Below are 17632 nucleotides of genomic sequence, written 5' to 3'. Positions count from 1 at the left end.
TTTGCTGTACTTTTGCATCTTGATTTAAAATATTCATTGAATGAGTAAGCTCGCAGCCGAAATTGCCAAAAGAAGAACCTTTGGAATTATCTCTCACCCCGATGCCGGGAAGACTACCTTAACGGAAAAATTGCTTCTTTTTGGAGGAGCAATTCAGACGGCTGGTGCAGTAAAGTCCAATAAAATTAAGAAAGGGGCAACTTCCGACTTCATGGAAATTGAACGTCAAAGAGGTATTTCCGTGGCTACCTCCGTGATGACATTTGATTACCAAGGGGTGAAAATCAATATTTTGGATACTCCTGGTCACAAGGACTTTGCCGAAGATACCTATAGAACCCTAACGGCGGTAGACTCCGTTATATTGGTGATTGACTGTGTGAAAGGGGTAGAGGAACAAACGGAGCGCTTGATGGAGGTTTGTCGGATGCGTAAAACACCTGTGATTATTTTTATCAACAAAATGGACCGTGAAGGTCGAAATCCTTTTGATTTATTGGATGAATTGGAACAAAAACTCTCCATTAGTGTACGTCCATTAACTTGGCCGATCAATATGGGTTCTAATTTCAAAGGAGTATACCATTTATTGGATCGTTCATTGAATTTGTTTTCTGCCAATAAAACGAAGATTGAAAAAAATGTAGTAGCGGTGGATATTCATACGCCAGAATTAGATGCTCGAGTAGGGGAAAAGGATGCGGCTCAATTACGAGAAGATGTGGATTTGATCGAAGGAGTCTATGAACCATTTGACCGAGCCGAGTATTTGTCTGGAGAAATTGCCCCCGTATTTTTTGGTTCAGCAGTCAATAATTTTGGTATACAGGAATTGCTAGATACGTTTACCAAGATTGCTCCACCTACGCAGGCACGTGGTACAGATGTGCGTGTAGTGGAGCCATCAGAAAAGAAATTTACAGGTTTTGTATTTAAGATACATGCCAATTTAGATCCGAAACATCGAGATAGAATTGCCTTTTTGCGCATTTGTTCGGGTGTATTTCAACGAAATACCTTTTATCAACACATCCGTTTGAAAAAGAATGTCCGCTTTGCCAATCCATATAATTTTATGGCTCAGGAGAAGGAAGTGATTGAAGAAGGATTCCCAGGAGATGTGATTGGATTATACGATACGGGAAACTTTAAAATTGGTGATACTTTAACAGAAGGAGAGGTACTGAACTACCAAGGTATTCCCAACTTCTCTCCAGAGATTTTCAAGGAATTGATCAATTTAGACCCGATGAAGGCCAAACAATTGGAAAAGGGAATTGATCAATTGACGGATGAAGGGGTAGCTCAGTTATTCCTCCAACCCCAATTAGGTAATCGTAAAATTGTAGGAACCGTAGGGGACTTGCAATACGAAGTTATTCAATATCGTTTGGAACATGAGTACGGCGCCAAATGTCGTTTTGATGGCATGCAGGTTAGTAAAGCTTGCTGGATTACTTCAGATGATTCTAAGAAACTACAAGAATTTGTTCGTTTGAAAGGACAAAATATTGCTCAGGATAAAGATGGTAACTACGTGTTTTTAGCAGAGTCCGACTGGATTTTGCGCATGAACCAAACGAATAACCCGGAGATTGAATTCCATTTTACTTCGGAGTTCAAATTAGCTTAATATCAATTTCTTGGACAATATATTTTGTTCGAAAAACGTTACAACGCTCAACGCTGTCAAGGTTTGGAACCTTGCCAGCGTTAGGAAAAAGAGCGTTGAATTCCAAGAAAAATCAAAAAACCCAGACAATTCTGCCTGGGTTTTTTGATACCAAAATATTGCGTCATTTTTCAATGACACCATGCCACTATTTAAGACCTAAATCCTCCTGAATGGTTTTGACTTTTTCTTGCAAGGCAGTAAAAGTAGCATCAAAGTCGGCAGCGGAGGCCAAAGGGGCATTGACCGACACATAGAACTTGATTTTAGGCTCCGTACCCGACGGCCTTGCCGAAACTTTCGATCCATCTGCTAAGATTAATTGAATTACATTGGATGCTTCAATACCTCTACCCTCAACAATAGGACTAACTTGTCCAGTCGTCAAATCGGTGGATTGTAAGCCCTCATAATCCAATACCTTCACTGGTTTGCTTCCAGCTACGCTGGCAGGTACATTGGAACGAAGATTAATCATCATTTGCTTGATTTCCTCAGCTCCCGCCTTTCCCTTTTTAGTTAAAGAAATTAAACCCTCATAATAGAAATTATTCTCGATATACATTTCCGCCAAAAAGTCGAAAAGTGATTTGCCCTGATCTTTCGCATAAGCGGTTAATTCTGCGATCATGGCACATGATGCCACCGCATCTTTATCCCGCACTGCATCTCCAATTAAATAGCCATAAGACTCCTCTCCACCACCAATAAACTTCTCCTTACCTTCTAATTCACGAATTACTTGAGCGATGTACTTGAATCCCGTTAAGGTATTATAGCAGGGTACCCCTTGTTGAGCACACATTTTATCAATCAAATCAGTGGTCACAATGGTTTTAGCCACAAATTCCTTACCGGTTAATCGACCTAGTTTTTTGTCGACCTTCAATAAATAATACAAAATCAAACTCGCCATTTGATTCCCATTCAATAACTGCCATTCACCACTTGGGCTTTTCACGGCAGCCCCAACGCGGTCAGCATCTGGGTCCGTAGCAATCACCAAATCCGCGTCCAAAGCCTTTGCCTGATCTAAGGCCAAAGTCATGGCTTCTTTTTCTTCCGGATTCGGATATATTACCGTAGGGAAATTTCCATTGGGTTCCGCTTGCTCCTTGACCACATGAACCGAAGTAAAACCTAACAGCGCAAGTGCCTTGGGTACCAAAGTGATCCCCGTTCCATGAATTGGAGAAAAGACAATTTTTAAGTCTTTTTGGCGCTGTATTACCTCCGGCTGACGACAATTGGCTTGAATGGTCTTTAGGTATTCTGAGTCAATTTGTTCATCCAAAACATGTAAAAGAGCATCGTTCCCCTGGAACTTAATATCATCCACCGAAAGAATGGCATTCACTTCTGCCACAATGTTTTTATCATGTGGTGCCACCACCTGCGAACCGTCAGACCAATAGGCTTTATAGCCATTGTATTCTTTCGGATTATGGGACGCAGTAATCACTATGCCAGCATGGCAACTTAAATGACGCACCGCAAAGGATAATTGAGGTGTTGGGCGAAGCGCTGGAAATAAATATACTTCGATACCATTGGCCGTGAAAATATCGGCGGCAATCCGACAAAATTCCGGAGAATTATTCCTAGAATCATGAGCAATGGCTACTTTGATTTTCTGATTGCCTAAAACGGTTAATAAATAATTCGCAAAGCCTTGGGTAGCTGCACCTACCGTATAACGGTTCATACGATTGCATCCGACGCCCATTTCGCCTCTCATTCCTCCCGTACCAAACTCCAAGGATTTATAAAAGGAATCGGTTAAGGTAATTTGATCTTCTTGATCAATTAGTTGTTGGATTTGAGATTTTGTTTCTGCATCATAGGCTCCAGAAAGCCATTGATTCACATTTTGTTGAGTGGTATTGTCAAGGTGTAATGCCATAGGGTTAATTTTCAAATAGGGCTGTCAAATTATTTGCTTACTTTTGTGGATATACGAACACATTGCCTCTAAATTAGAAAATTTTCGCAAGAATTATAATTGGATTGATGAACTTGTTTAGCCAGCGGCATTTTTATTTTTTTCTTTCTCTGGCTCCCGCTATTTTCTTCTATTTCTTTCTTCAGAAATTTGGAATAAATGCTCCCTTTGCTGATGACTGGAGTGCCATCAATGGCTTCATCATTCGCTTTTTTCACGGAGATGATAGCTTTTTAGAAAAAATAGTTTTGTTGGCTTCCCAGTGTAACGAACACAGGGAGGGTTATTTGTCGATCATCAGTTTAATTCAATACCTGATCTCGGGTCATATCAATTACATGACCTTGAATTTGATTGGAGCTGGGGCCACTCTAGGTGTTCATGTCTTATTGAATGGCTATTTACATCGTTATCAATTGCCTCATTGGTGGATTATTCCACTGGCATTTATTTGGTATAATGCAGCCTATTTTCACAATATATTTTGGCCTGTTTGTGCCTTGCAACATAATAGTATTGTGTTTTTCATCTTGGCAGTGCTGTATGTTTTGGATGGAAAAGGAAAACAATCCACCCAATTTATATGGGCCATTTTACTGGCTTTTATAGCTGTTTTTACCAGTGGAAATGGGTTTCTATTGTTTGTGGCCGCTTTCCCCATTCTGAAAAACTACAGATGGACTTACTGGGTCATGTGGTCGACTGCTGGAGTTGCCTTTTTCAGCTTGTACATGTGGGGGTATCAGCATCCATTTCAACGGGGACATTTGACGGATAATTTGTATTTGATAGGGTCCATCGTTCAAATATTTTTCGTTTACCTAGGATCTTTTGTGGGAGTGTTTTTTTCTACAAGTTCAGCGTTTCGGATTGAATTAAGCTTGGGCTTGGGAATAGGGGTGTTTTTGGCATGGTGTATTTTTGTATTTCAACATATATACCAAATAATCCGCCAAAAATCTTCCTTAGATTTTATGCTTTCTATTCAATTGTTTATCCTTGCTACAGCACTTATTTATTCCGTCGGTCGTGCCAATTTACCGATAGAATTTGTGTTTGAAAGTCGATATGCCATTAATAGTACCTTGTTTTTGATGAGCTTGTGTATGATGCTTTGGCATGCATTTCCAGGCATTAAAACGTGGAGAGCTTGGGGATTTGTGGGTTTTTCTATCCTATATTTTGCCCTATCTTATTGGAATAATTTGTTGGCTGTAATCAATTTCACCAGTGCTCAATCAGCGGCCATCATTAAACATAGCATTCAACACCGGGAGCATTATTACTTTCGAGATTCATTAGGTCAAAAGGCTGATTTGGGTGCTCCTGATTTGAAAGAATTGTCGCAATTAGGTGGGCCAATTGTGGACTTTACGGCTGAATTACCAGCCTCTGTCAAATATGCCAATGATGTTGTTTCTTTGACTTTCAAGAAAGGATTTTTTGCCTTAGATAGTCGCGAGGCTCGTTTAGAGAAAGATTTTCAAGCAGATTTGCCTAGTATTCCATTATCTACTTCGGGTAAAGATTTGTTGAAGTTTAGTCTAGAAAAAAATGGATTAAGGTACATGGGAGAAAAGACCCGGGCAAGAATGTCCTATGGATCGGATGGGATGTATGTGGTCTTTGAAAATGCCAAAAAAGAAAATTGGGTATTCAGTTTGTATTTTATGGAGTTGGATCGTGCCCGACAAATCAAGTTTCACGATGCCATTTATGTACGAAAAGCCGAAGGAATATTGCCTTTCATTTACCTGCCTGATGGTGATTACCGAGTGAAAATAATGAGGGTGGAAGACAACCAAACCCATTTAGTGGGTGTTTTGCCCCATATTCCAGTTAAAGGGATGTGATTTCCCCTTCAAACACCCGTACAGCCGGCCCAATTAAATAGACATCATAAAAGCCTGTTTGGGCATTTCCTTTAAACTCAATGGATAGATTTCCTCCGATGGTTTGGATAGCCACGGGACTTGTTAATCCATGAATGGCATTGGCTACAAGAGCTGCCGCTGTCACGCCCGTTCCACAGGAATAGGTTTCATCCTCAACCCCTCGTTCATAGGTACGAACAAACAGACCTTGTTGGAGTAATTCCACAAAATTAACATTGGTACCCCCGCGACTTTTGAACGTATCGGAATAGCGGATTTGGGCACCTGTTTGTTTGACATCTTCGGATTGAACTTGGGAAGTAAAACGTACTAGATGGGGAGAGCCTGTCTGGGCAAAATAGTCAGAAGAAACAGATTCGATCTCGGCCACATTTTGCATGTGTAAAGAGATTTTATCTGGATCAATGTGGGCTTGGTGTTCGCCGTCAATGGCAATAAATGTGGTGAAATCTTGTACAATACTTAGGTCAGCGGCAAAACGTACGAGACAACGCCCACCATTACCGCACATGCTTCCTTCGGTGCCATCAGAATTATAATAGACCATACGGAAATCATAACCCTCGGCTTTTTGCAGCAGCATGAGTCCATCTGCCCCAATACCAAATCGACGGTGGCATAAATGGGCAATCTCCTTCTGACCGAGATGGAATGTTCCTTCTCTGTCATCGATGATCACAAAATCATTTCCTGTGCCTTGGTATTTGTAGAATTTCATGGGGACAAAGATAGGGAAATTCAATGTAGAATGTAGAATGAGGAATGTAGAATAATTGTATCAATAATCAATCAATAACCGTTCAAACAACTTTAATTATACACGTTAAATTCTACATTCTACATAGTATATCGCTCCTCAATCACCCGCAAATGATGTTTTTCATGGCCAGCGATCATCCAAGAAATGGCACGGACAGATACGGAGTTACCATTAGCTTTGCCCATGGTATTCCACTGATCTGGTGAAAAGGACTGAAATAAGGCAGTGGTAGCTTGACGGGTCAATCGATATTGTTGGAGGATTAGATCGGGGTTTTGGTTTTCATAATGCGCATTTTCCAAATAAACGTTTTCATCAAAACCAGGAAGGGATTGTTGCTCTCCGCGACTGATGCATAAAGTTCGGTAAGATAAGATGCGTTCGGTGTCAACCATGTGACCTAAAAGCTGTTGCAAAGTCCATTTTTCTGGAGCATAGGCATAGGCCCATTTGTCGGGACTAAGGTTTTGGTAGAGGGATTGAATTATTTTTGATTGATTATCGAGTACCTCGAATAGATTTTCGGTTGACTCAAAATTCAGATATTCAGCGAAGTAGCTTGTTTTTGGGTATTCGTAAGAGGCGGGAGGGAACATATTTTTTAGGTTTTTTTTGCTTCGGCATTTGTTTGAAAGGATAAATTAGCTAATTTTGTGCCACATTACAAGACGGTCCGGTAGTTCAGTTGGTTAGAATACATGCCTGTCACGCATGGGGTCGCGGGTTCGAGTCCCGTCCGGACCGCCAACACAAAGAAAAGCTTCAGAGAAATCTGAGGCTTTTTTGTTTTATGGCAATTGGTGATTTTACTAATTCGCGATTCGACATCTTCCGCAGGGTCATCTCGAACAGCAATAGAAATTGGGAGTCCTCAAACTAAATCAAGTAGATAAGAATTGGGCTCCCGATGATCAATAAAACAATACGGGTAATTTCATTCACTCAAAACTTCCTGGTAATATTTACAAATTTAATGATTACCAGAAAAAGGTACCCTTACCCGTGGTGCCGGGAGTCGGTGGTATCCCGACTTAAAAGAGACATAAAACCTTAGTCCTATAATTACTTTCAAATTCGTGATTGAAATTTTGGGACACTTTTTTGATAAAATTAACCTTTTACACAAAGGCTTGAAATTTAAAATGATTAATTCTCTTTGGATAAAAAACTTTCCATAATAAATAAACACTTCAATCTATTCTACAAATATTAAATAGTATTATATTTGTTTAAGACAGCATTTATATTTTTAACATTAAAACACTAAGTATCATGAGAAATTTCACAGTTTATTTAGCCGTATTAGCCATTTGTCTTTTTGTGTTCTCTTCAGTGGCTCAAGTACCCAAGGACAGCAAAGGTCACATTATTTTAAACTCAAAAGGGGATGTTTATTTTGATGGAGTAAAAACAGGAACGGTTTCTAAGGATCGAATTATTCGAGATTCAAAAGGAAAAAAACTCGGTTTTGTCAATTCAAATGGTATTTTGTCAAATGAAAAAGGAGAGTTAATGGGTAAATTGGGTAAGGATGGCAAAACATATTTTGATGCAAATGATAATATATTGTTTACGATTGAAGATTATGATAAAGAAACTTGTAATATTAAAGATAGTAAGGGTATTGTAATTGGAAACGTTCATAAGTCGTTAAAAGGAGTCGCTTGTGCATTGCATTGTTTTCAAAATCAAATGGATATGAAAAAACATGAAAAGCATAGTAATCATTAATTGAACTAGATACTATTTAAGTATCCTTAAGTCGTGGATAATTTAGAATTTACAATAGAAACTTTGTGTTTTATTGTAATTGAAAAGTACAAATTGAACAAAATTTAAAATAGTATCTTCACTTTAAATAAAATGAAGATACTATTTTAAATAGTTAAAGTAAGATTTTGGGTGGTTCTAAAACCGGAGTAGAACTATGTAATTTAGTACAATTAGACTTGCCAATTTAATAATTATTTTGTTACTGTGTTTGACGATTTGGATCGATTACATTAAAGTTCGATTCGCAGTATTCATGCCTCAGGAACCGCTGAAATAAAAAAAGTCCCTGATTTTGAACTGCACCCAATTGTTTGGACAAAATTAAACAATTGATTTTAGATAATGAGCTCGGTATTGTGAACTGCACCCAAAAAGTTAGACAACTTTTTGGGTGCAGTTCATTTTCAGAGACTTTTTTATTTCAGTGAGTTGAGATTATGGAAATTTGAATTATATAATCTTTATTTTTTATCAGTAATATTTTGAATTTTACTCAAATTGAAATTTGAGCTTTTACAATTGTAGAATAAAGTTGTTTAAATAGATCAAATTCAAATCAATATTATAAAAGGTCAAAGCTTATTCAATCAAATGGCTGTATCAACCTGCCAAAAGGTATTGGGTATGATATTATTAAAAGTGGAGATATTGAATAATTGTATTTAAATAAATGGTTTGATATGACGCTTAATCTTCAAATAGTGTTATCCATTTTTTTTCTCAACCTTGAATTGCATATCTTTTATAAATTATTTTGACTTAACGATGTGTATATTTAGATCAGATACTCACCTATATATGGTAAAGAACCAATTAATTAGGATCCCTGTATATTACTCGAATATCTTTACTTTGTAAAAATAAATAAATGATGAAATCTACTAAATTATTAATGGCAACTGCCATTCTCCTATTTGCATTCAATTTGAGTGCTCAAACTAATTCAAATATTACTAAAGTGTTCAATTCTTATATTGCATTAAAGGACGCACTTGTTAAAACCGATGGTGTAAATGCTTCAGTATTAGCCAAAGATTTACTTACATCAATAGATGCTGTAAAAATGAATGAATTGGATGTAACTACGCACACTCAATGGATGAAAGTGGTTAATGAGTTAATAGAAGATGCAGAACATATTAATGAAACAAAAGAAATTTCACATCAAAGAGATCATTTTATGACACTGTCAAAGAACTTGTATTCTATAATCAAAGTTTCAAAAATTGGAACTCCTGTATTTTATCAATTTTGTCCAATGGCCAATAAAGGAAAAGGCGCAAATTGGTTAAGTGTAGAGAATAAAATCAAAAACCCATATTACGGTAATCAAATGTTGTCTTGTGGTAGAGTAGTGGAAACTATTCAATAAAAAGAAGTAACATAATGATATTACCAATAGTAAGGGCATCCTGTTTCTTATACTTTTTTGTTTTGCTGTCCATTGAAATAAATGCACAGAAATTGGTTCGTTATGATTTATTTGTAAGAGATACAACTGTAAATTTTACCGGTAAATTCAAAAGAGCTATTTCCGTAAATGGGCAAATTCCCATGCCAACATTAACCTTCACTCAAGGAGATACAGCTGAAATTCACGTACACAATGAATTGAAAGAGTCGACCTCATTACATTGGCACGGACTTATATTGCCCAATAAAGAAGATGGCGTTCCTTATTTAACTCAAATGCCTATACAGCCAGGTACAACTCACATATATAAATTTCCAATTGCACAATATGGCACTCATTGGTATCATAGTCATTCTGGTTTGCAAGAGCAAATTGGTATGTATGGATCTATGATTTTAAATAAGAAAGAAGATGATCCAACTTTTAGAAAAGGGATAGACGACTTACCAACCGTTCCAGTTGTAATTAGTGAATGGACTGATTATAACCCGTATAATGTGCATCGCATGTTACACAATGCGACAGATTGGTTTGCCATTAAAAAAGGGGCAACTCAAAGTTATGCTGAAGCAATTAGAGAAGGTCATTTGAAAACAAAAGTCAAGAATGAATTCAAGAGAATGTTAGCAATGGATGTGAGTGACGTTTATTATGATAAATTCTTATTGAATGGTAATCAAGAAAGTCAATTAACTCAATTTAAAGCTGGGCAAAAAGTAAGATTAAAAATTTCAAACGGGGGAGCATCAACTTATTTTTGGTTAAACTACGGAGGTGGAAAGTTTCAAGTTGTTGCCAATGACGGCAATGATGTAGAACCTGTTGAAGTGGATAGATTAATTATAGCTGTTTCCGAAACCTATGATATTGTAGTAATGGTTCCTGAGAATAATCAATCCTTTGCTTTTCAAGCTACTTCAGAAGATAGAATCAATCGAAGCTTATTGTATATTGGAGAAGGTGCAAAACAAGACATGGCACCATTATCCAGGTTGAAATACTTTGAGGGAATGAAAATGATGAACTCCATGATGAAAATGAATGGAGATTTAGATGACATGGGTATGAATATGAGTTTAAATCAAATGGATATGAATGTGGTGATGTATCCTGAGATTACTGGTCCAAGCAATACAACTTTAAAAAGCAATTCCGAAAATCAATATAATAGTAATGCACTTTCAGACATTGTCACATTAAATTATTCAATGTTAAAATCTCCCCATAATACTAGTTTGCCGAAAAATGTACCCGTGAAAATTTTAAAGTTTGAATTAACAGGCAATATGAATAGGTATGTTTGGAGCATGGACAACAAAGTTATTTCTGAAGCTGATAAGATCTTGATTAAGAAGGGTGAAAACGTTAGAATGATTATTTACAATGGATCCATGATGAGGCATCCAATGCATTTACATGGCCATGACTTTAGAGTGCTTAATGGTCAAGGTGAAAATGCTCCGTTAAAAAATATCATTGATATTATGCCAATGGAGACGGACACGCTAGAATTTAATGCCAATATGGAAGGAGATTGGTTTTTTCACTGCCATATACTATACCACATGATGAGTGGGATGGGCAGAGTGTTTACATACCAAAATCAAAGCCCAAACCCATTAATACCCAACCCGAAATTAGCTCAAAGGAAGTTGTTTGGCGAGGATCGAAAGATTCATTTCATGGCTGAGAACGACTTTGCTAATAACGGTAATGATGGAATGGTTATGATTCAAAATACAAGATGGAGTATTGGATCTGAATGGAGATTAGGATATGATAATATGCACGGATATGAATCTGAGACACATATAGGTAGATACATTGGAAAAATGCAGTGGCTAATGCCTTTTATTGGATTTGATTGGAGATACAGGAAATTACATAATGGTGAATCTGAGAAAAATCTATTTGGACAAATTAATTCCAAAGACGAAAGAAGACAATTAAGTTTAGGTGTTGCTTATGTTCTACCAATGTTAGTAACTTTCCAAACTGAGATTTATCAAGACGGCAACCTAAGATTACAATTAATGAGAGAGGATATACCATTATCAAAACGAATGAGAGGAGAATTTATGGTGAATACAGACAGAGAGTTTATGATTGGTGCTAGGTATATTTTCAATAAGAATATGGGAATAAGATCACATTATGATAGTGACATGGGGTATGGAGTCGGATTTTATTTAAATTATTAAAAGTGATATTATGATTATTCCATTTAAAGTAACTTGAGTGGACTTAGTTATTTTAACTTCCTTTAATTTAAACTTAGGGCCAAACAATAAATTCCACAAGTAATAGGGTAGAGTGGCACTAAAATCGAAGCAGAACCACCCAATTTGATACAATTTCGATTCGATTAAGCAATATAATACCTATACTATTTCTATTAGGGGGAGATTTATACTAGATTGGAAGTGTAAATAGTTAATTATGAGAACATTAATCAAATTTTCGTTTGTATTATTCCTTATTTCTTTTTCTGATGAATCTTTTGCAAAAGGGAAATTAACCGTTGTTGAAAATTATGTTTATCTGTGTAATGGACCTAGTTCAAAAGTTTATCATAGATCAGAAAACTGCAAAGGTTTAAATAGATGTTCCACTCAAATCTCCAAAGTACTTCTAACTTTTGCCCAAAATAAAGGAAGAAGAGCGTGTAAGATTGAGTTTTAAATTGGGTCAATGCAATACTCCATAAACTTTCAAAGTTGAAATTGCTGGCTATTCTGCAACTTCCGCAGGGCGATGTTGAATCATTTGATCTATGTTTGAGATAACCTTTCGAAATATCTTGAACTACGGAAAGGTATTAACTTGCATAATTAAAAATGATAATAATTGTTAATTATATGATACATTATTTGTCATAATGGATAAAAATAAATAATATATTATACTATTTATTTGATGATATGTTTAAATTGAATATTTAAACATACATTTACTGATGAATTTATACAATATGTATATTTTAATTATCAAATTATGGATAAGGTATTATTTAATGTGATTAAAATAAGTGATGTCAAAGATCAATTGGGTCAATGGTGTAAATCATTACGAAAACAACAGGGTTTATCTCAAGAAGAATTGGGGAAACAATTGAATTTATCCAGATTAACCATCCAGCACTTAGAATCAGGTCGAAACTCCACCTTAGATACCTTATTGAAGGTGTTAAATCATTTTCAAGAAATGGATGAGTTGTATCAGTATATCCAGGCGAAATCAGTCAGCCAATCACCTAAATCCTTGTACTAGTCATGGGAACGGAATTATTGATTGAAATATGGTGCTGGGGAGAAGAGATTGGTAAGCTTGGATACGATGAAGAGCATCGGAATGCTTATTTTCAGTATCATCCAAAATTTCTTCAGTCAGCTCATTTTGCCCATATATTTCCACTATTGATCAAAAAGACGGAAGTAGTTCAAGTGTTTAAGCAATTTGAAGGGAATACCTTTCGAGGTTTGCCACCTATGATTGCGGACTCCTTGCCCGACATGTTTGGAAATCTGCTTTTCAATAAGTGGATGGAATCAAAGAGTCAGGGATTATCGAAAATTGGTCCATTGGAGCAATTAACCTATTTGGCCAATCGAGGTATGGGTGCCTTGGAATTTAAACCTGCGAAAAAGTTACCTTCTCGTGTGACATTCCAATTGGATGAAGTAGTGGAGGTCTTGAAAAAAGTGCTGGATAATAAGGCTAGTACATCTGCTGAGAACTTGGACCATGAGGCATTATTGACCATTTTTAAAATAGGCACCTCGGCGGGTGGTATTAGACCCAAAATCTTAATTTCAGAACATAAAAAATCACAGAAAATCATTCCGGGAGATCTAGAAATATCAGATTCGTATCATCATTATTTGGTCAAATTGACGCTAGAAGATCCATCTGATTTGGATTATTATCGAGCTAAGATTGAATATGCATATTATTTGACGGCCCGACAATGCGGAATCCACATGATGGATTCAAAACTCATTGACGATAAACATTTTGCGACATTGCGTTTTGACCGAGTCGGTGGTAGAAAAATTCATGTGCTGTCGGCTTCTGGCCTAACGGGTTGGGATTTTCTGGATAGTTCCGTGTCTAGTTATGAAAACTTGTTTGACCTGGCGCTGTATTTGAAAATTCCTCAGGCTGAAATTGATGAGCTGTTTCAAAGAATGGTCTTTAATCTGGTCTTTTTTAATATTGATGATCATTTAAAAAATCATTCCTTTTGTTATGATGCTGACAAAGACCATTGGCATTTGGCACCTGCCTATGATGTTACCTATTCTGCCTCCTTGAAACTTAACCGTCTCAAGACCAATCGAGCCTTGTCGGTCAACCATAAACGGAATCAGATTACTAAGCAGGATATTATGCTGTTGGCCGATAAATATGCCATCAAATCACCCGAAAAGTCCATTCAACACATTCAGCAAGCCATTCCTTTTCTCCTTCAGCAAATGAGAGAATTATCCATTCCCGATACTATTTGCGCTAAAATCCAGCAGGATTTGGGTGAGTTTTGATGGGATTTAAGGATAAATATATAAGTCTTGTAAATTTAATAATTTCAATAGGTTTATAACATCCAGATTTATTGGAATACTAAATAGAATTGAACTGTGGTATATTATACCGAGAATCAAATGGAATCATTTTCTGCCTTAATAAAGGCTTATTTGAAAAATGTCTAGAAACAGCTATGCTTTTTTGAAAATAATCTTCTGGGTCTTTAAAGTAAAATATTTTAATTGAGATACAGTTTTCATTTTCAAAAACAGTTTTAAGAAGGGTTCTATCAGATAATCCACATGAATGACCAACAATGGCAACTTCATATTTATTATCAGCCATAAACTTATCCAATTCAAGGTAATTATTCGATTTAAAGTAATAAAATGATTTAATATGTTTTAAGGATTGATTGTGATCCTCATCCTCTATTTCTTGATATTTAGGGTGTGAATCATCTCCATATCCAAATATAATAGGGTTATTGGGAGATCCTACTTTTCCATGAATATTAAGAATATCAAAATTTGCTCTTAAGTTCATTAAAACTTTTTCTAAGCTATTGGTGTAGTTGAAATTTAAAAATCGAATTTTAGAAGGGTTGGGGATTTGATTCTTTTTATGAATAATTAAGTTGTTTCTAGAGTCATCTTTTTCAATCATTTTGTCATTAAGCAATGACATGTTACTATTGACATTAAAAAATGGATTAAACTTTGAATTGACTTTTGAAATATATGATTCTAATTCTGTGGATAGTTCTTCGAACTCATTATTGAGTAATTCAATTTTTGAATAATTTCTATTTATAAGAGGAAGTTTTTTAACTTCTTCAATTTTCGATAGCAGTAAGTTGAAATATAAAGATTCAATATCTACCCAGTTTAATGAATTTTGTTTTTCCAAAATCAACTTTAGTAATTCACTTTTTATATTAAAAGTGAATCGATGTTTGCAGTTTTCAATTAGCTCAGAAGTACTTTTAAATCTATTCAAAAAATCATCAATTTGTGATATATATACCTGATTAGCAATGATTTTAATTAGAAATGAATCTTTAGACTTTTCAGATTTAATAGATTCTTTTAGTTTTTCTTTAAAAAAATCTAAAATAAAGTCACTGTATGAAGTTGGTAATCCCCAGGCTAAATCAAATCCGTTTCCAATGATAACTATTCTGTTGTATTGATAATCTTCTAATTCTGATTGTTGCATATAAAATGAAATTTGATAATCATAAGATAGCTTATTTTAGAAATAAATATTACAACTATCCTCATTCCCCACAAAAAAAGCCCCAGAATCCTAGAGCTTTTTAATCAACAAGCTTATTATTCAAATTATATAAACAACATGATCAAAGTGAGGACGATACCTGCCAAAGTGAAGTATAATCCTTTTTTGAAGATGGCTGTTTTGGGTAAAAACATCCAAAAGAAGAAAATTACAATAAGGCAGTTTTGTCATGGAAATTAATGCTTCGTTAACGAATGAAAATATTGGATAGTATCAAATTTCTTTGAATTTATACAAATAGGGAGCTTTGTTGGCTGCTCCAGTAAATTGTTTTTCTAATCGATCGAGAATGTTTAAATCCAGCATCATTTTTTGGAAATTGTTTCTGCGGAAAGGTTTATCAAAAATCGTTTCGTATAATTTTTGTAGCTCTTTCATCGTAAAAGTCTCAGGTAAGAGATTATACCCGACCAAATGATCATCAAAATTAGCCCGCAAAGCTTGAAGTGCCTTGGCAATGATCTCCTTTCCATCCAGCAACAAATTAGGGAGCTGATTGATATCCACCCATTCCATTCTCTCGTCAATAGGTGTTGTTTGAGGTTTTACTTTTTTGATGTCTACCAGGGCATAATAACCAATGGATACGAATCGACGAACAAACCAGTCGTATTCTTCCTTAGAGCCTTGTAATTGAGGGTTTTGTGCTAAGAGAGAACTCATAAATTCAGCATTGTTTCGGTTGGCATTACCAAATACATGAAACTGCTCCAAATAGATGTCCTTCATCTGAGTTCGGTCTTCCAGTATGCGTTTTGCTGCTTGGTCCACATCCTCATGTTGGTAGATAAATCCACTGGGTAATCCCCAGAAATCACCTTGGAAATTTAGTTTAGGTACAAGGACATTCAATGTTCCGTTTTGGTAGCCAAAAATGACACAATCAATCGACAATTGCGCGATATAATTCTGCGTACTTATTCCTTTATAGCTTTCAGACATAGGCTCATCCATTGTTAATCAAATGTAATAAATTATTGTCTAAAAAATAGACAATGTTAAAATTGTTTCTATATTTGAGCACAAATTAGAGATAATTCCTTGGGAATCAGCAAAGGGATGAAATCTAATGTATAGTGCTTAACTCCAGTAAGAAATCAAATGGAATTGTAAATAATTGTTACATCTAAATAATCCAACCAATGAAAAAAGTAAGTATGTTTTTTGCCGTGTTAGCTTTCCTTGTAAGCTTTCAAAGTTTTTCTACATCAACCATAGCTCCTGATTTTTTTGCAGGTAAGTGGGAATTGGTCATAGTAGGAACTCCCAATGGAGATGCCAAAATGATCAGTGAAATTAAGCGAGTAGATGGTAAATTGACCGCGCTATTGAAAGATCCACAAGGACAAAACCCAGATATGAATGCAAGTGTGGAAGAAAAGGAAAATCAGATTTTAGTGTTTTTCCAAGCACAGGGTATGGATATCACCATGACTTTAAATAAAGTAGATGATGATAATATGAAAGGTGATATTTTGAGTGGCATGTTTGAAGCCAAAGCTAAACGTATCAAAGAATAAGTTGATAAGTATGTAGAGATAAAGGGGCTTTAGGCCCCTTTGTTTTTAAAAACTCCAACGGCCCCTCAACATTCCCATATCACCGATATGTGTATTATTTAGGAAAAAGTTTTGGACTATAATATCTAAGTCGATCTGAGAACTTAGGCTATATCGAATACTCGGTATAGCAATGAACAAATTCAAACGAGGAGAGTAAACGGTGCTCATAGAAACACTTAGGAGCGGACTAATTTCTTTGCTGAACATGAACAAGAAATTGTACTTGGCGGGCATTAAGTTTTTGGCAGAGAAGTTTAGGTTGACCTGAGGCCAAACCAAGACACTTTCATTCAAGCCTTCACTATTATATAGAAAGCCAGCGTTTAGATACCATCCTTTGGGAAACATATAATCCAGACCTGATGAAATATTGATTTGTCCATCAGAAAAATACTGCGCTTCTCCTTTAAACCCAGCGTCTTTAATATTGCCTGCCCAGCCTAGTCCCCAAGTACCTAATCCTCGGTAAGATCCTGCAATGAATTGAAAATCATAGTTCCATTGATTGATGAAATATTTAAGTGCAAAAATGTCTTTTCGATCAAAAGACCGACTGTAGACCATTTCTACATGCGAAAAATCCGAAATAGCATATTGAGTCTTGATTGCATCTGAGCCGGGTCTTTCTTCGTAATCAACATCTAAGAAATTATAGGTATTGAATCAATACTGTCCTAAACGTTTTTGATTTCCGTAAAACTACTTGATTGCTATGAAATTGGAGGTATTTTATTGTTTTTAAAAAAGTAACCCCTGTACATATTTATCGTTTGGTTCTTTTGGGGGTTCAC

14 protein-coding genes and 1 tRNA gene are annotated in these 17632 nt (G+C 35.9%); 9 read left to right on the top strand and 6 right to left on the bottom strand.

Annotation, left to right across the window (positions count from 1 at the left end; translation table 11 throughout):
- Positions 1-40: 40 nt before the first annotated feature.
- On the top strand, positions 41-1633 hold the full coding sequence (locus EWU23_RS12005; RefSeq protein WP_166232513.1) for a peptide chain release factor 3: 1593 nt from the start codon (positions 41-43) through the stop codon (positions 1631-1633).
- A 187-nt stretch (positions 1634-1820) separates the two neighbouring features.
- Here the strand turns inward: EWU23_RS12005 and EWU23_RS12000 are convergent, their stop codons facing one another.
- Positions 1821-3575 (bottom strand): phospho-sugar mutase, encoded by a 1755-nt coding sequence (locus tag EWU23_RS12000; protein ID WP_166232511.1) that lies wholly within the window; start codon positions 3573-3575, stop codon positions 1821-1823.
- 107 nt (positions 3576-3682) lie between these two features.
- Here EWU23_RS12000 and EWU23_RS11995 point away from each other — a divergent pair, with 107 nt between their 5' ends.
- A complete protein-coding gene (locus EWU23_RS11995) occupies positions 3683-5467 on the top strand; it encodes a hypothetical protein (RefSeq protein ID WP_166232509.1) in 1785 nt (594 codons plus the stop codon).
- Here the strand turns inward: EWU23_RS11995 and dapF are convergent.
- Together dapF and EWU23_RS11985 are read right to left on the bottom strand one after the other, a co-directional pair.
- Positions 5454-6227, bottom strand: coding sequence for a diaminopimelate epimerase (gene dapF, locus EWU23_RS11990; RefSeq protein ID WP_166232507.1), 774 nt, complete (start codon positions 6225-6227; stop codon positions 5454-5456). The genes EWU23_RS11995 and dapF overlap by 14 nt on opposite strands.
- 119 nt (positions 6228-6346) lie before the next feature.
- Entirely contained in the window at positions 6347-6865 is a 519-nt protein-coding gene (locus EWU23_RS11985) for a DinB family protein (protein ID WP_166232505.1), read from the bottom strand.
- Positions 6866-6939: 74 nt separating this feature from the next.
- Between EWU23_RS11985 and EWU23_RS11980 the strand changes: the two genes are divergently transcribed.
- The 6 genes from EWU23_RS11980 (at position 6940) to EWU23_RS11955 (ending at position 13997) form a co-directional block, all read left to right on the top strand.
- Positions 6940-7016 (top strand) — tRNA-Asp (locus EWU23_RS11980).
- Positions 7017-7541: 525 nt separating this feature from the next.
- Complete coding sequence (locus EWU23_RS11975; protein ID WP_166232503.1) at positions 7542-8000, top strand: 5-fold beta-flower protein; 459 nt, start codon at positions 7542-7544, stop codon at positions 7998-8000.
- Between the two features lie 910 nt (positions 8001-8910).
- The gene (locus EWU23_RS11970; RefSeq protein WP_166232501.1) at positions 8911-9414 is read left to right on the top strand and encodes a DUF3347 domain-containing protein; all 504 of its coding nucleotides are present in this window, start codon (positions 8911-8913) and stop codon (positions 9412-9414) included.
- A 14-nt stretch (positions 9415-9428) separates the two neighbouring features.
- Positions 9429-11657 (top strand): multicopper oxidase domain-containing protein, encoded by a 2229-nt coding sequence (locus EWU23_RS11965; RefSeq protein ID WP_166232499.1) that lies wholly within the window; start codon positions 9429-9431, stop codon positions 11655-11657.
- A gap of 793 nt (positions 11658-12450) precedes the next feature.
- Complete coding sequence (locus EWU23_RS11960; RefSeq protein WP_166232497.1) at positions 12451-12726, top strand: helix-turn-helix domain-containing protein; 276 nt, start codon at positions 12451-12453, stop codon at positions 12724-12726.
- A 2-nt stretch (positions 12727-12728) separates the two neighbouring features.
- Positions 12729-13997 (top strand): type II toxin-antitoxin system HipA family toxin, encoded by a 1269-nt coding sequence (locus EWU23_RS11955; protein WP_166232495.1) that lies wholly within the window; start codon positions 12729-12731, stop codon positions 13995-13997.
- A 79-nt stretch (positions 13998-14076) separates the two neighbouring features.
- Here the strand turns inward: EWU23_RS11955 and EWU23_RS11950 are convergent, their stop codons facing one another.
- Both EWU23_RS11950 and EWU23_RS11945 read right to left on the bottom strand, forming a co-directional pair.
- Positions 14077-15198, bottom strand: a complete 1122-nt coding sequence (locus EWU23_RS11950; protein ID WP_166232493.1) for an AbiH family protein — start codon at positions 15196-15198, stop codon at positions 14077-14079.
- Positions 15199-15492: 294 nt separating this feature from the next.
- The gene (locus tag EWU23_RS11945; protein WP_205753174.1) at positions 15493-16221 is read right to left on the bottom strand and encodes an NUDIX hydrolase; all 729 of its coding nucleotides are present in this window, start codon (positions 16219-16221) and stop codon (positions 15493-15495) included.
- A 200-nt stretch (positions 16222-16421) separates the two neighbouring features.
- Between EWU23_RS11945 and EWU23_RS11940 the strand changes: the two genes are divergently transcribed.
- Positions 16422-16799, top strand: a complete 378-nt coding sequence (locus tag EWU23_RS11940; protein ID WP_166232489.1) for a hypothetical protein — start codon at positions 16422-16424, stop codon at positions 16797-16799.
- Positions 16800-16844: 45 nt separating this feature from the next.
- Here EWU23_RS11940 and EWU23_RS11935 read toward each other — a convergent pair whose 3' ends face one another.
- Positions 16845-17405, bottom strand: a complete 561-nt coding sequence (locus tag EWU23_RS11935) for a hypothetical protein (RefSeq protein ID WP_166232487.1) — start codon at positions 17403-17405, stop codon at positions 16845-16847.
- Positions 17406-17632: the final 227 nt, after the last annotated feature.

The organism is Aquirufa beregesia (assembly GCF_011090385.1).
Taxonomy (GTDB): domain Bacteria; phylum Bacteroidota; class Bacteroidia; order Cytophagales; family Spirosomataceae; genus Aquirufa; species Aquirufa beregesia.
The sequence above is the reverse complement of the archived record's forward strand: the minus strand, read 5'-3'. Positions and strand labels throughout refer to the sequence as shown.

Excerpts from the sequence above, each read along its gene's own strand:
- EWU23_RS12005 (WP_166232513.1), top strand. The coding sequence starts at position 41 with ATGAGTAAGCTCGCAGCCGAAATTGCCAAAAGAAGAACCTTTGGAATT.
- EWU23_RS12000 (WP_166232511.1), bottom strand. The coding sequence starts at position 3,575 with ATGGCATTACACCTTGACAATACCACTCAACAAAATGTGAATCAATGG.
- EWU23_RS11995 (WP_166232509.1), top strand. The coding sequence starts at position 3,683 with ATGAACTTGTTTAGCCAGCGGCATTTTTATTTTTTTCTTTCTCTGGCT.
- dapF (WP_166232507.1), bottom strand. The coding sequence starts at position 6,227 with ATGAAATTCTACAAATACCAAGGCACAGGAAATGATTTTGTGATCATC.
- EWU23_RS11985 (WP_166232505.1), bottom strand. The coding sequence starts at position 6,865 with ATGTTCCCTCCCGCCTCTTACGAATACCCAAAAACAAGCTACTTCGCT.
- EWU23_RS11975 (WP_166232503.1), top strand. The coding sequence starts at position 7,542 with ATGAGAAATTTCACAGTTTATTTAGCCGTATTAGCCATTTGTCTTTTT.
- EWU23_RS11970 (WP_166232501.1), top strand. The coding sequence starts at position 8,911 with ATGATGAAATCTACTAAATTATTAATGGCAACTGCCATTCTCCTATTT.
- EWU23_RS11965 (WP_166232499.1), top strand. The coding sequence starts at position 9,429 with ATGATATTACCAATAGTAAGGGCATCCTGTTTCTTATACTTTTTTGTT.
- EWU23_RS11960 (WP_166232497.1), top strand. The coding sequence starts at position 12,451 with ATGGATAAGGTATTATTTAATGTGATTAAAATAAGTGATGTCAAAGAT.
- EWU23_RS11955 (WP_166232495.1), top strand. The coding sequence starts at position 12,729 with ATGGGAACGGAATTATTGATTGAAATATGGTGCTGGGGAGAAGAGATT.
- EWU23_RS11950 (WP_166232493.1), bottom strand. The coding sequence starts at position 15,198 with ATGCAACAATCAGAATTAGAAGATTATCAATACAACAGAATAGTTATC.
- EWU23_RS11945 (WP_205753174.1), bottom strand. The coding sequence starts at position 16,221 with ATGTCTGAAAGCTATAAAGGAATAAGTACGCAGAATTATATCGCGCAA.
- EWU23_RS11940 (WP_166232489.1), top strand. The coding sequence starts at position 16,422 with ATGAAAAAAGTAAGTATGTTTTTTGCCGTGTTAGCTTTCCTTGTAAGC.
- EWU23_RS11935 (WP_166232487.1), bottom strand. The coding sequence starts at position 17,405 with ATGGTCTACAGTCGGTCTTTTGATCGAAAAGACATTTTTGCACTTAAA.